This window comes from Rubrivivax gelatinosus IL144 (assembly GCF_000284255.1).
Lineage (GTDB): Bacteria > Pseudomonadota > Gammaproteobacteria > Burkholderiales > Burkholderiaceae_C > Rubrivivax > Rubrivivax gelatinosus_A.
Genome location: NC_017075.1, coordinates 3,076,413 through 3,091,088 on the forward strand (window position 1 = coordinate 3,076,413; position 14,676 = coordinate 3,091,088).

Genomic DNA, 14,676 nt, shown 5'->3' on the forward strand with positions numbered 1-14,676 from the left:
CGCGCCCGGCGGGCGGCCTTCAGCGCAGGCCGTCGGCGCGCAGCGGCGCCAGGGCCTCGTCGTAGAGCGCGAGGTACTCGCGCGCCGGCCCTTCCCAGGAGTGCTGCTGCACCATCGCCCGCGCGCGCAGCTGCGCCCACAGCGCCGGCTGGCGCCGCGCCTCGAGCGCCCGCTGCACCGCCTGGGCGAAAGCCTGCGGGCTGGCGGCGTCGAAGACGAAGCCGGTGGCGCGGTCCTCGGCCACCGCCGCGGCGCTGGCGTCGACCACCGTGTCGGCGAGGCCGCCGACGCGGCGCACGATCGGCAGCGTGCCGTAGCGCAGGCCGTAGAGCTGGGTCAGCCCGCAGGGCTCGAAGCGCGAAGGCACGGCGATCGCGTCGGCACCGGCGATCAGCCGATGGGCACGCGCCTCGTCGTAGCCGGTGAAGACCTGCACCCGGCCCGGCGCCTGCGCCTGCGCGGCGCGGAACGCCGACTCCAGCGCGGCGTCTCCGGTGCCCTGGATCGCGAACTGCACGCCCTGGCCGATCAGCTCGGGCAGCGCGGCGAGCACCAGGTCCAGCCCCTTCTGGGAGGTCAGGCGCGAGACGATGGCCACGACCAGCGCCGCGTCGTCGATCTCCAGCCCGGCCTCGGTCTGCAGCGCGCGGCGGCAGGCGGCCTTGCCGTCGGGGCGCGCGGCGTCGTAGGACGCGGCGATCGCCGGGTCGGCGGCCGGATTCCAGACCGCGGTGTCGATGCCGTTGAGGATGCCGCGCACGTGCGCCGAGCGCGAACGGATCACGCCGTCCAGGCCGCAGCCGAACTCCAGCGTCGAGATCTCGCGCGCATAGGTCGGGCTGACGGTGGTCACGCGGTCCGAGAACTTCAGCCCGGCCTTCATGAAGCTCAGCTGGCCGTGGTACTCCAGCCCGGCCGGCGACATCAGCCGCGAGGCCAGGCCCAGCGGCGCCCAGTCGTGCATCGGGAACAGGCCCTGGTAGGCCAGGTTGTGCACGGTGTAGACCGAGGCCGCCGGCGTCGCCGCGTGGTCGGCGATGTAGGCGCAGCTCATCGCCGCGTGCCAGTCGTGCGCGTGCACGACGTCGGGCGCCCATTCCGGGTCGGCGTCGCCGGCGGCCAGGTGGGCGGCGATCCAGCCCAGCAGTGCGAAACGCTGCAGGTTGTCGGGCCACTCCTCGCCGTGCGCGTTCTGGTAGGGGCTGCCGCCGCGCTTGTAGAGGTACGGCGCCTCGACGATGTAGGCCACCAGGCCGTCGCCCGGCAGCCGCGCGCGCAGCAGGCGCACGCGCAGCGCGCCGAAGCAGGCGCCGATGTCGATGACGCAGCGCAGGCCGCTGACCTGCTCGAGGATCGCCGGCAGCCCGGGCAGCAACAGGCGCACGTCGGTGCCCTGCTGCGCCTGCGCCACCGGCAGCGCGGCGACGACGTCGGCCAGGCCGCCGGTCTTGACCAGCGGGAAGACTTCGGCCGCGACGTGCAGCACCTTCATGGTTCGGCTCGTCATTGCAGCGCGCGCAGCATCTCCCGCGTGACGAGCACGATGCCGGATTCGGTACGGTAGAAACGCGCTGCGTCGGCGGCCGGGTCCTCGCCGATGACCATGCCGTCGGGGATCACGCAGTCGCGGTCGACGACCACCCGCGTGACGCGCGCATGACGGCCGATCTGGGCGCCCGGCAGCAGCACCGCCCAGTTGACCGAGGCATAGGAGTGCACGCGCACCTGCGAGAACAGCACTGAGCGGTAGACCGCGCCGGAGACGATGCAGCCGCCGGAGACCATCGACTCGATCGCCAGCCCGCGTCGGTCGTCCTGGTTGTGCACGAACTTGGCCGGCGGCAGCTGCGGCTGGTAGGTCCAGATCGGCCAGTTGGTGTCGTAGAGGTTGAGCAGCGGGTCGGTCGCCGTCAGGTCGATGTTGGCGTCCCAGTAGGCGTCGATCGTGCCGACGTCGCGCCAGTACGGGCCGGTGCCGGCGCGCGTGCCGACGCAGCTCAGCTCGAACGGGTGCGCCACGGCGACGCCGGCGCGCACCATCTTGGGGATGATGTCCTTGCCGAAGTCGTGACTCGAGTTCGGGTCGGCCATGTCGCGCTCGAGCTCGCGGTACAGGTAGCGGGCGTTGAAGACGTAGATGCCCATGCTGGCCAGCGCGCGGTCGGGCTTGCCCGGCAGGCACGGCGGGTCGGCAGGTTTCTCGACGAAGTCGAGGATGCGGCGGTTCTCGTCGATGTGCATGACGCCGAAGGCGGTGGCGTCCTGGCGCGGCACCTCGATGCAGCCGACGGTGCACTCGCGGCCCTGGGCGACGTGGTCGGCCAGCATCAGCGCGTAGTTCTGCTTGTAGACGTGGTCGCCGGCCAGGACGACCACGTAGTCCGCCTTGTAGGCCGCCAGGATGTCCTGGTTCTGGTAGACGGCGTCGGCCGTGCCGCGGTACCAGCTCTCCTCGTCGACACGCTGCTGCGCCGGCAGCAGGTCAACGAACTCGTTCATCTCGGACTTCAGGAAGGCCCAGCCGCGCTGCAGGTGGCGCAGCAGGCTGTGGCTCTTGTACTGGGTGATGACGCCGATGCGGCGGATGCCCGAGTTCAGACAGTTCGACAGCGCGAAGTCGACGATCCGGAACTTGCCGCCGAAGTACACCGCCGGCTTGGCCCGGTTGTCGGTGAGATTCTTCAGGCGCGTGCCACGCCCCCCCGCAAGGACCAGCGCGATCGAACGGCGCGGAAGGTCGAAGCTGGAGGCGGGATCGATGGGTTTCATGGCTGTCTCCTGGCCGGTAGGACGTTCGGTTGAAGCAACGGAATTACAAAGCAGGAACACGCCCGGCGGCGCCGCGTGGCCAACGCAGCGTCACACCAGAACGTGAAGATGGGGAGTGGAAATGGCGCCAACGTCCTGTCGCACCTACATTTCGGCGCGCGGGCGTGGCTAGAATCGTTGTCGGACACCGAAAGCAGGTCGGCATTTTCTGTAGTTTTACTACATGACCGTGTCGGCGTACGGCGTCGTGACTCGCGCAGGGATCCCGGGAATCGGGGACTACGCGGCACGGCCCATGCATCGGTGCCGCCAACCGGCCCCGTGTTCGCCCAACCGCTGCAGACCGCCATGAATACCTCGACTGCCGCCCTGACCGCCCCGGACCGCTTCGAGGCCCAGGTCGACCGCCATCTGCTTTCCACCGTCGGCGTCGCGCCGGCGGATGCCTCGCAATCCGACATCATGCATGCGGTGGCGCAGGTGGCTCGTGAAGCATTGTCCCGCCGCTGGGTCGCCTCCGATGCGACCGATCGCAAAGCGCGTGCCCGTCGCGTCTGTTACCTGTCAATGGAGTTCCTGATCGGCCGCACGCTGGGCAACGCCCTGGCCGCGCTCGACATGCAGGGCGACGCCGCCGCTGCGGCGCGCCAGCACGCCGCCTCGTTCGAGGACGTCGCCAGCACCGAGCTCGACGCCGCGCTCGGCAACGGCGGCCTCGGCCGCCTGGCCGCGTGTTTCCTCGACTCGATGGCCACGCTGGGCCTGCCCTCCTTCGGCTACGGCATCCGCTACGAATACGGCATGTTCGCCCAGGCGATCGCCGGCGGCCGTCAGGTCGAACACCCGGATCCCTGGGTCGAAGACGGCACGCCCTGGGAGTTCCCGCGCCAGGCGGTGGCCTACCCGGTGCGCTTCGGCGGCTGGGTCGAGCACCCCGAGTCGCCGGCCGCGGCGCCGGTGTGGCGCCACGCCGGCCAGGTCAGCGCCAAGGCCTACGACATGGTGATCCCCGGCCACGGCACCCAGCGCGTCAGCACGCTGCGCCTGTGGAAGGCCGTGGCGCCGGCGCAGATCGACCTGCACGCCTTCAACAGCGGCGACTACCAGCGCGCCGCCGAGTACAAGAACCAGTTCGAGAACATCTCCTGGGTGCTCTACCCGAACGACAGCACGCCGGCCGGACGCGAGCTGCGCCTGCGCCAGGAGTACTTCTTCACCAGCGCGTCGATCCAGGACATCGTCGCCCGCCACCTCGCCGAGCACGGCCGGCTGGACAACCTGGCCGAGCAGGTCGCGATCCACCTCAACGACACCCACCCGGCGATCGGCGTCGCCGAGCTGATGCGCCTGCTCGTCGACGAGCAGCGCCTGCCCTGGGCCGAGGCCTGGGCGATCACGCAGCAGGTCTTCAGCTACACCAACCACACGCTGATGCCCGAGGCGCTGGAGACCTGGCCGGTGTCGCTGATCCAGCACGTGCTGCCGCGCCACCTGGAGATCATCTTCCGCATCAACCACGAGTTCCTCGTGATGGCGGCCAAGGCGCGCCCGGGCGACGACGCCTTCCTGCGCCGGCTGTCGCTGATCGACGAGAGCGGCGAGCGCCGCGTGCGCATGGCGCACCTGGCGGTGGTCGGCAGCCACAAGATCAACGGCGTCTCGGCGCTGCACTCCAAGCTGCTGGTCGAGACGATCTTCGCCGACTTCGCGGCGCTGTGGCCCGAGCGCTTCATCAACATCACCAACGGCGTGACGCCGCGGCGCTGGCTGGCGCAGGCCAACCCCGGCCTGGCCGGGCTGCTCGACCGCACGATCGGCAGCGACTGGCGGCTGCACCTGGAGCAGCTGTCCAGGCTGGCGCCGCACGCCGAGGACGCCGCGTTCCGCCAGGAGTTCCTGGCCGTCAAGCGTGCCAACAAGGTCCGCCTGGCCGACCACATCCGCACCGCCACGCGCATCGTCGTCGACCCGGACAGCCTGTTCGACGTGCAGGTCAAGCGCATCCACGAGTACAAGCGCCAGCTGCTCAACGTGCTGCAGATCGTCGCGCGCTACCAGGCGATGCTGGCCGACCCCGAGGCCGACTGGGTGCCGCGCACGGCGATCTTCGCCGGCAAGGCGGCGTCGAGCTACGCGATGGCCAAGAACATCATCCGGCTGATCAACGACGTCGGCGCGGTCGTCAACCACGACCCGCGGCTGGGCGGGCGGCTGAAGGTGGTGTTCGTGCCGAACTACGGCGTCTCGGTGGCCGAGGTCATCATGCCCGGGGCCGACGTCTCCGAGCAGATCTCCACCGCCGGCACCGAGGCCTCGGGCACCGGCAACATGAAGCTGGCGATGAACGGCGCGCTGACCGTCGGCACCGACGACGGCGCCAACATCGAGATCCGCGAGAACGTCGGCGACGACAACGTCTTCATCTTCGGCCTGAAGACGCCGGAGGTTGAAGCCACGCGCGCCGCCGGCTACCAGCCGCTGCGCATCTACGAGAGCAACACCAAGCTCAAGGCGGTGCTCGACGCGATCGCCGGCGGCAGCTTCTCGCCCGACGAGCCGGCGCGCTACCGCGGCCTGGTCGACTCGCTGCTGTGGGGCGGCGACCACTACCTGCTGCTGGCCGATTTCGACGCCTACTGCGAGGCGCAGGCCAAGGTCGACGCGCTGTACCGCGACCGCGACGCCTGGGCACGCAAGGCGATCGCCAACGTCGCGGGGATGGGCACGTTCTCGTCCGACCGTACCATCGCCGAGTACGCACGCGAGGTCTGGAAGCTGCCGACCGACCGATAGCCGTCACCGTCAGGCGCCATCATCGCCTGCGCCACCACGTCCCGTCAGAGGAGAAAGCGTCTTGATGCTCGAGTCCCACGTCGTCGATCTGGTCTGCAGCGGGCGCCACGGCGATCCGTTCGCCGTGCTGGGGCCGCACCCCGACGACCAAGGCGCCACCTGGGTGCGCGTCTTTCTTCCCGGGGCCGTGGCAGTCGAGGCGCTGGGCGTCAAGGGCGGCCGGCGCGGCAAGCTCGCGCTGCGCCACCCCGACGGCTTCTTCGAAGGCAAGCTGCGCAACGGCGGCTACTACCGCCTGGGCGTCACCTGGCACGACGGCGCCACCTCGGTCATCGAAGACCCGTACCGCTTCGGCACGGTGCTCGGCGAAATGGACGTCTGGCTGCTCGGCGAAGGCTCGCACCTGCGGCCCTTCGAGGTGCTGGGCGCGACGCCGCGCACCTTCGACGGCGTCGCCGGCACGGCCTTCGCCGTCTGGGCGCCGAATGCCGAGCGCGTCTCGATCGTCGGCGACTTCAACTTCTGGGACGGCCGCCGCCACCCGATGCGGCTGCGCCGCGAGTGCGGCGTCTGGGAGCTGTTCCTGCCGGGCGTCGGCGAAGGCGCGCGCTACAAGTTCGAGATCCTGTCGCGCTCGGGCGAGCTGCTGCCGCTGAAGGCCGACCCTTACGCGCGCCAGTCCGAGCTGCGCCCGGCCACGGCCAGCGTCGTCGCCGCCATGCCGCTGCCGGTCGCCGCCTCGGCCCAGCGCCAGCACGCCAACGCGCTGGACGCGCCGCTGTCCATCTACGAGGTTCACCTGGGCAGCTGGCGGCGCAAGCCCGAGGACGGCAACCGCTGGCTGAACTGGGACGAACTCGCCGACGAACTGATCGCCTACGCCCAGGACATGGGTTTCACGCACCTGGAGCTGCTGCCGGTCAGCGAGCACCCGTTCGACGGTTCCTGGGGCTACCAGCCGCTGGGCATGTACGCCCCGACCTCGCGCTTCGGCGACGCCGAGGGCTTCCGCCGCTTCGTCGACCGGGCCCACGAGGCCGGCGTCGGCGTGCTGCTGGACTGGGTGCCGGCACACTTCCCCGGCGACGCCCACGGGCTGGCGCAGTTCGACGGCACACACCTCTACGAGTACGCCGACCCGCGCGAAGGCTTCCACAACGACTGGAACTCGCTGATCTACAACTACGGCCGCACCGAGGTGCGCAACTTCCTCGTCGGCAGCGCGCTGTACTGGCTGGAGCGCTTCGGCGTCGACGGCCTGCGCGTCGACGCGGTGGCCTCGATGCTCTACCGCGACTACAGCCGCAAGGCCGGCGAGTGGATCCCCAACGTGCACGGCGGCCGCGAGAACCTCGAGGCCATCGCCTTCCTCAAGCGCACCAACGAGGTCATCGGCAACGAGCGCGCGCAGGCGGTGACGATCGCCGAGGAGTCGACCGCCTTCCCGGCCGTCTCGCGCCCGACCTACGCCGGCGGCCTGGGCTTCCACTACAAGTGGAACATGGGCTGGATGCACGACACGCTGCAGTACATGTCGCGCGAGCCGGTGCACCGGCGCTTCCACCACGGCGAGATGACCTTCGGCCTGGTCTACGCCTTCCACGAGAACTTCATCCTGCCGATCTCGCACGACGAGGTCGTGCACGGCAAGGGCTCGCTGCTGGGCAAGATGCCGGGCGACCGCTGGCAGAAGTTCGCCAACCTGCGCGCCTACTACGGCTTCATGTGGGGCCACCCGGGCAAGAAGCTGCTGTTCATGGGCTGCGAGTTCGCCCAGGAAGCCGAGTGGAACCACGACCAGAGCCTGGACTGGCACCTGCTGGCCGACGACCACCACGCCGGCACGCAGCGCCTGGTGCGCGACCTGAACCGCCTCTACCGCGCCAGCCCGGCGCTGCATACGCGCGACTTCAGCGGCGACGGCTTCGAGTGGATCTGCCACGACGCCGCCGACGAGAGCCTGCTGAGCTTCGTGCGCCGCGGCCGCGACGGCGAGCTGATGCTGGTCGTCTGCAACTTCACGCCGGTCGTGCGCCAGGCCTACCGCGTCGGCGTGCCGGCGGCCGGGCGCTGGATCGAGCGGCTGAACACCGACTCGGGCTACTACGGCGGCAGCAACGTCGGCACGCCCTTCGGCGCCGCCGCCAGCGAGCCGCAGCCCTGGCAGGGCCGCAGCCAGTCGATCGTGGTCACCATTCCGCCGCTGGCCACGGTGTTCTTCGAATGGACCGCCTGACCGGCATGCTGCAGGCCGGCCGCTCGTGGCCGCTGGGCGCGAGCTGGGACGGCCATGGCGTCAACTTCGCGGTCTTCTCGGCGCACGCCAGCGCCGTCGAGCTGTGCCTGTTCGACGCCGAGGGCACGCACGAGATCGCCCGCGCGGCGCTGCCGGCGCAAAGCGGCGACGTCTGGCACGGCTACCTGCCCGGCGCCAAGCCGGGGCTGATCTACGGCCTGCGCGCCCACGGCCCCTGGCGCCCGGAGCGCGGCCACCGCTTCAACCCGCACAAGGTGCTGCTCGACCCCTGGGCGCGCGAGATCGTCGGCAGCTTCGACTGGAGCGGCCCGCATTTCGCCAACGACCGCGAGCACCCGCTGGACCTGGACATGCACGACAACGCGCGCCAGGCGCTCAAGGCGCGTGTCGTGCACGACCACGTCGACTGGTACGGCGACGCGCACCCGCGCACGCCGCTGGCCGACACCGTGATCTACGAGCTGCACGTCAAGGGCTTCACGCGCCGCATGCTGGGCGTTCCCGAGGCGGTGCGCGGCAGCTACGCCGGGCTGGCCTCGGACGCCGCGATCGCCCACCTGCGCCGGCTGGGCGTCACCGCCGTCGAGCTGCTGCCGGTGCACCAGCACCTGGACGAGCAGCGCCTCGTCGCCAACGGCCTGGCCAACTACTGGGGCTACAACTCCATCGGCTTCTTCTGCCCCGAGCCGCGCTACGCCGCCACCGGCCACCCGCGCGAGGAGTTCCGCACGATGGTGCGGCGGCTGCACGCCGCGGGCATCGAGGTCATCCTCGACGTCGTCTTCAACCACACCGCCGAGAGCGACGAGTTCGGGCCGACGATCAGCTGGCGCGGCCTGGACAACGCCAGCTGGTACCGCCTGCCCGTCGAGCAGCGCTCGGCCTACGAGAACATCACCGGCACCGGCAACGCGCTGGACCTGCGCCATCCGCGCGTGCTGCAGATGGTGCTCGACAGCCTGCGCTACTGGGTGCAGGAGATGCACGTCGACGGCTTCCGCTTCGACCTCGCGCCGGTGCTGGCGCGCGGCGACTGGGGTTTCGAGGCCGCCGGCGCCTTCTTCAAGACGCTGGCCCAGGACCCGGTGCTCGCCGGCGCCAAGCTGATCGCCGAGCCCTGGGACATCGGCCCGGGCGGCTACCAGCTCGGCCACTTCCCCAGCGGCTGGCTGGAGTGGAACGACCGCTTTCGCGACTGCGCGCGGGCGTTTTGGCTCGGCGGCGACTGCCGGCGCGGCGAACTGGCGCTGCGCGTCGCCGGCTCCTCGGACATCTTCCAGGCCCGGCGCCGGCCGCCCACCGAGTCGATCAACTACGTCGTCTCGCACGACGGCTTCACGCTCGCCGACCTCGTCAGCTACGACGTGCGCCACAACGAGGCCAACCTCGAGGGCAACCGCGACGGCCACGGCCACAACCTGAGCTGGAACTGCGGCATCGAGGGCCCCAGCGACGACCCCGACGTGCTGCGCCTGCGCCGGCGCCTGCAGCGCGCGCTGCTGGCCACCGTGCTGCTGTCGCAGGGCACGCCGATGCTGTGCGCCGGCGACGAACTCGGCCACACCCAGCACGGCAACAACAACCCGTACTGCCAGGACAACGAGACGACCTGGATCGACTGGGGCCGCGCCGACGAGTCGCTGGTCGCCTTCACGGCGCACGTCATCGCGCTGAGGCGGCGCTATCTGCCGCTGGCCCAGCGCTGGTACACCGGGCTGCAGGACATGCGCGGCCGCCACGACCTGAGCTGGCTGCGCCGCGACGGCCAGGCGATGACGCTGGCCGACTGGAACGACCGCGTCTCGCGCGTGCTCGGCGCCTACATCGGCGCACCGGGCCGCACCGACTCGCCGCTGCTGCTGCTGGTCAACGCGGTCGACGCCGACACCGGCTTCCGGCTGCCGCCGGGCGACTGGCACGCCGAACTCGACACCGCCGAAGCCGACGGCCGCAGTGCCTGGCGCGGCAGCGACGTCGACTACCCGCTGCGCGCACGCAGCCTGGTGCTGCTGCGCAACGCCGCAGCCTGACCCGGAGGGCACGATGCGACTTCCCCGTTCGAGCGGGATCCTGCTGCACCCCACCTCGCTGCCGGGCCCGCACGGCTCGGGCGACCTGGGCCCGGCGGCCTATCACTTCGTCGACTGGCTGGCCAGCGCCGGCCAGCGTCTGTGGCAGGTGCTGCCGCTGGGGGGCATCGGCCCCGGCAACTCGCCCTACATGAGCCCGTCGGCCTTCGCCGGCAACGTGCTGCTGATCGACCTGGGCGAGCTCCAGAGCCAGGGCTGGCTGGACGCCGCCGACCTCGAGCCCGCGCCTGGCCTGTTCGCCACCCACGTCGACTACGGGGCCGTCACCAGCTTCCGCATGGAGCGGCTGGCGCGCGCCGCGGCCCGTTTCGCCGCGTCGGCCAGCGAGGAGTCGCGCGCCGCCTTCGACACCTTCTGCGAGTCGCACCGCAGCTGGCTCGACGATTACGCGCTGTTCATGGCGCTGTCCGAGGCGCACGAAGGCGTCGACTGGTGCGACTGGGCGCCGGGCCTGGCGCTGCGCCGCGCCGGCGCGCTGGCCACCGCCCACCGCACGCACGCCGAGCGCGTCGCCTTCTGGCGCTTCTGCCAGTGGAGCTTCTTCCGGCAGTGGGCGCAGCTGCGCGCCTACGCCGCGCGCAAGGGCGTGAAGATCGTCGGCGACGCGCCGATCTTCATCGCCCACCACAGCGCCGACGTCTGGGCCCGCCCGGAGCTCTTCGAGCTCGACCCCGAGGGCCGGCCGACCGTCGTCGCCGGCGTGCCGCCGGACTTCTTCAGCGCCACAGGCCAGCGTTGGGGCAACCCGCTGTACCGCTGGAGCGCGCACGCCGCCGAGGGCTACGCCTGGTGGATCGAACGCCTGCGCCGCACTTTCGAGCTCGTCGACATCGTGCGCATCGACCATTTCCGCGGCTTCGCGGCGCACTGGGAGATCCCGGCCTCGGAGCCGACGGCGGTCAACGGCCGCTGGGTGCCCGGCCCCGGCGCGGCGCTGTTCGAGGCCGTGCAGCAGGCGCTGGGCACGCTGCCGGTGCTGGCCGAGGACCTGGGCGTCATCACGCCCGACGTCGAGGCGCTGCGCCGGCGTTTCGAGTTCCCCGGCATGCTGATCCTGCAGTTCGCCTTCGGCGGCGACGCCGCCAACCGCTACCTGCCACACCACCACGAGCACGACGCCGTGGTCTACACCGGCACGCACGACAACGACACGGTGGCCGGCTGGTGGGCCGGGGCTTCGGACACCGAGCGCCACTTCGCGCGCGGCTACTTCGGCGTCGACGGCCACGACATGCCGTGGACGCTGATCCGCGCCGCCTGCATGAGCATCGCCGACACCGCGATCCATCCGCTGCAGGACGTGCTCTGCCTGGGCGGCGAACACCGCATGAACCGCCCCGGCGCCGACGACGGCTGCTGGCGCTGGCGTTTCCAGTGGAACGACGTGCACCCCTGGCACGGGCGCCGGCTGGCCGAGTTCTGCCGCCTCTACGGCCGCACGCCGGCCGCTTGACGCCGACCGAGGCCGCCGCCGCGGCCATGAAAAAGGGCGCCCGAGGGCGCCCTTCGTGTTCGTGCGAGCAAGACTCAGCGCACGACGGCGATCTGCTGGCGCGCGCCACCCTTGTAGGTGTAGAGCGTCAGGGCGCCGTTCTTGATGTCGCCCTTCTCGTCGAAGGAGATCGTGCCGGTCACGCCTTCGTAGCCGGTGGTCTTGGCCAGCACCGGCAGGTACTTGGCCGGGTCGGCCGAGCCGGCCTTGACCATCGCGTCGGCCATCACCATCGTGGCGTCGTAGACGTACGGGGCGTAGATCTGGACGTCGGCGTTGAACTTCTTCTTGAACGCGGTCTTGAACTGCTCGAGCTTGACCTTGCCCGGGCCGTCCACGCCACCGGCTTCGGCGCAGTAGACCTGGCTGTCGGCCATCGTGCCGGCGGCCAGCTTCGGCAGCTCGCTCGAGCAGATGCCGTCGCCGCCCATGAACTTGGCGTCGATGCCCAGCTGCTTCATCTGGCGCAGCATCGGGCCGGCCACGGCGTCCATGCCGCCGAAGAAGATCACGTCGGGCTTCTTGGACTTCAGGCCGGTCAGGATGGCGGTGAAGTCGGTCGCCTTGTCGTTCGTGAACTCGCGGCCGACGACGTTGCCGCCGGCAGCCTTGACGCCCTTGGCGAACTCTTCGGCGACGCCCTGGCCGTAGGCGGTGCGGTCGTCGATGACGGCGATGTTCTTGCCCTTGAGCGTGGTCACGGCGTACTTGCCGAGCGTGCCGCCCAGGTGAACGTCGTCGGCGACGACGCGGAACGCGGTCTTGTAGCCGTTACGCGTGTACTTGGGGTTGGTGGCCGACGGGCTGATTTGCGGAATGCCGGCGTCCGAATAGATCTTCGAGGCCGGAATCGTCGTGCCCGAGTTCAGGTGGCCGATGACGCCGTTGACCTTGCTGTCGACGAGCTTCTGCGCCGCGGCGGTGCCCTGCTTCGGATCGGCCGCATCGTCTTCGGCCAGCAGTTCCCACTTGACCTTCTTGCCGCCGATCGTCACGCCCTTGGCGTTGAGCTCGTCGATGGCCATGCGGGCGCCGTTCTCGTTGTCCTTGCCCAGGTGCGCGATGCCACCGCTGGTCGGGCCGACGTGGCCGATCTTGACGACCACGTCCTGGGCGTACACCGCGCCGGTCATCAGGATGGCGGCCGCGCCGACGACCACATTGAGCTTGAATTGCATACTGGAGAGCCTCCGGTGAAGGTTGTCGAATGAATCGACAGTAAGGATGTAAGCGCTTTCAACAATACTCGAAAAGCGCCTGTCGCCGACTACGTGACAGCCCGCGGACGACAAGCGGCGTTTCGGTCCCGCCACAACGCAACAGCCGTGCCCTGTGGAGACAGGGTAAATGCCTAGTTCTTCGCCGCCGAATGGTGCGTTGGCACCATTCCATGCGCTTTCCAGGTGCGCCAACGCTCCCGCGCTGCACCGGCTTCGTCCGGCGTATCGCCGACGATCTCGATGACGCGCGAAAAACGTGCGGCCGATGCCGGCACTTCGCCACCGAGGTTCAGGAGGATGTCCGGCGCATCGGCCGGGGGCTCGCCGTCGACGAGCCAGATGGGCGTGCGCGCGGCCTGCGCCGTCCCGGCGTTGGCCGCGCTCACGCGCAAGTGGGGCACGAAGTCGCGTTCGTCGAAGGTCCACAGCGCGCGGTCCAGCGCCACGAGCGTTGACGCGGGCGCGGTGACGACCACGCGCGCGCCCTGCCGGTAGGCCTTGCGCAGCATCCGGCACGCGAAGCCCAGGGGCTCGGCGATGCCGGTGTGGAAAACGACCTCGGACACGGCCCCGTGCCGGGTCAGCGCCCGGCGCGCTGCAGCAGGAAGTGCGTCAAGAGCGGCACCGGACGGCCGGTGGCGCCCTTGGCGGCGCCGGACTTCCAGGCCGTGCCGGCGATGTCCAGATGCGCCCAGCGCTGCTTGGCGGTGAAGCGCTTGAGGAACATCGCCGCCGTGATCGAGCCGCCGGCGCGCGGGCCGACGTTGCCCATGTCGGCGAAGTTGCTCTTCAGGCCTTCGTCGTACTCCTCGTCCAGCGGCAGGCGCCAGGCCGGGTCGGCCGCGGCCTCGCCGGCGGCCAGCAGCTCGGCGGCCAGCGCGTCGTCCGGGCTGAAGAGGCCCGAGCGGTGGTGGCCCAGCGCGATGACGCAGGCGCCGGTCAGCGTCGCGATGTCGACGATGGCCGCCGGCTTGAAGCGCTCGGCGTAGGTCAGCGCGTCGCACAGGATCAGCCGGCCCTCGGCGTCGGTGTTGAGGATCTCGATCGTCTGGCCCGACAGGCTCGTGACGACATCGCCCGGCTTCACCGCGCGGCCGCTGGGCAGGTTCTCGCAGGCCGGCACGACGGCCACGACGTTGAGCTTCAGGCCCAGTTCGGCGACGGCGCGCATCGTGCCCAGCACGCTGGCGGCGCCGCCCATGTCGAACTTCATCTCGTCCATCTCGGCGCCCGGCTTCAGCGAGATGCCGCCGGAGTCGAAGGTGATGCCCTTGCCGACCAGCACCACCGGCGCCTCGGTCTTGGCCGCGCCCTGCCAGCGCGCGACGATGAACTTCAGCGGCTCGTCGGAGCCCTGGGCGACGGCGAGGAAGGCGCCCATGCCCAGCTTCTCGACGTCCTTGCGCTCGAGCACCTCGACCTTCAGGCCGTGCTCCTTGCCCAGCGACTTGGCGGTCTGCGCCAGGTAGGTCGGCGTGCAGTGGTTGCCCGGGCGGTTGGCGCACTCGCGCGCCAGCTCGACGCCAGCGGCGACGGCACGGCCGATGCGCAGGCCTTCGTCGACCGCTTCGGCCTCGGCCTTGGCGCAGACCAGCGTCACCGACGCCAGCTTGGCCGCCGCCGGCGCGCTCGGCTTGGTCGCGCGGTAGAGGTACAGCGTCTCGGCGACGGCGGCGACGACGGCTTCGCCGTGCGTGGCGTCCAGCGCCTCGAAGCCGACCGCGGCGATCGCCAGGTCCTTCGTGCCACCGTTCTTCAGCGCGGCGACGCCCGCGGCCACGGCCTTGCGCAGCGCCTTGGCGCTGGCGGTCTCGCCGGCGGCGACGACGGCCAGGCGTGCGGCCTTCAGACCCTGCACGCGGTGGGCATAGAACACATGGCCCGGCTTGAAGACAAAGTCACCGGCCTCGACAGCGCTCTCCAGCACCGCCGCGACGGCCTTGGGCAGCCCCGGCGGCAGCGACGCGCCAGCCAGCACGACCAACAGTGCATCGGCGCTCGTGGCGCCCCAGCCTGCCGTGCCCGCCACCTGCGTCTTGAAGTCCATAATTACCC

The 14,676-nt window shown here is 70.7% G+C and carries 9 protein-coding genes; 4 read left to right on the plus strand and 5 right to left on the minus strand.

Features of this window, described 5'->3' with window-relative positions; translation table 11 throughout:
* Positions 1–19: 19 nt before the first annotated feature.
* Positions 20–1,492 (minus strand): glycogen synthase GlgA, encoded by a 1,473-nt coding sequence (gene glgA, locus RGE_RS14150; RefSeq protein WP_014429106.1) that lies wholly within the window; start codon positions 1,490–1,492, stop codon positions 20–22.
* 11 nt (positions 1,493–1,503) lie between these two features.
* The gene (glgC, locus tag RGE_RS14155) at positions 1,504–2,769 is read right to left on the minus strand and encodes a glucose-1-phosphate adenylyltransferase (protein WP_014429107.1); all 1,266 of its coding nucleotides are present in this window, start codon (positions 2,767–2,769) and stop codon (positions 1,504–1,506) included.
* Between the two features lie 348 nt (positions 2,770–3,117).
* Here glgC and RGE_RS14160 point away from each other — a divergent pair, with 348 nt between their 5' ends.
* From RGE_RS14160 to malQ, 4 genes are all read left to right on the plus strand, one after another.
* A complete protein-coding gene (locus RGE_RS14160) occupies positions 3,118–5,562 on the plus strand; it encodes a glycogen/starch/alpha-glucan phosphorylase (RefSeq protein WP_014429108.1) in 2,445 nt (814 codons plus the stop codon).
* A gap of 64 nt (positions 5,563–5,626) precedes the next feature.
* Positions 5,627–7,798 (plus strand): 1,4-alpha-glucan branching protein GlgB, encoded by a 2,172-nt coding sequence (glgB, locus tag RGE_RS14165; RefSeq protein WP_014429109.1) that lies wholly within the window; start codon positions 5,627–5,629, stop codon positions 7,796–7,798.
* Positions 7,786–9,849 carry a glycogen debranching protein GlgX gene (gene glgX / locus RGE_RS14170; protein WP_014429110.1) on the plus strand — a complete coding sequence of 688 codons (2,064 nt, stop codon included), beginning with the start codon at positions 7,786–7,788 and terminating at the stop codon, positions 9,847–9,849. Before glgB ends, glgX begins: the two co-directional genes overlap by 13 nt.
* Before the next feature lie 13 nt (positions 9,850–9,862).
* Positions 9,863–11,362, plus strand: a complete 1,500-nt coding sequence (gene malQ, locus RGE_RS14175; RefSeq protein WP_014429111.1) for a 4-alpha-glucanotransferase — start codon at positions 9,863–9,865, stop codon at positions 11,360–11,362.
* A 74-nt stretch (positions 11,363–11,436) separates the two neighbouring features.
* Here the strand turns inward: malQ and RGE_RS14180 are convergent, their stop codons facing one another.
* From RGE_RS14180 to RGE_RS14190, 3 genes are all read right to left on the minus strand, one after another.
* Positions 11,437–12,579, minus strand: coding sequence for a branched-chain amino acid ABC transporter substrate-binding protein (locus tag RGE_RS14180; RefSeq protein WP_014429112.1), 1,143 nt, complete (start codon positions 12,577–12,579; stop codon positions 11,437–11,439).
* Positions 12,580–12,752: 173 nt separating this feature from the next.
* Positions 12,753–13,187 (minus strand): DNA polymerase III subunit chi, encoded by a 435-nt coding sequence (locus RGE_RS14185; RefSeq protein ID WP_014429113.1) that lies wholly within the window; start codon positions 13,185–13,187, stop codon positions 12,753–12,755.
* Positions 13,188–13,201: 14 nt separating this feature from the next.
* Positions 13,202–14,668: a leucyl aminopeptidase gene (locus RGE_RS14190; protein WP_014429114.1), complete on the minus strand. Its 1,467-nt coding sequence runs from the start codon at positions 14,666–14,668 to the stop codon at positions 13,202–13,204.
* Positions 14,669–14,676: the final 8 nt, after the last annotated feature.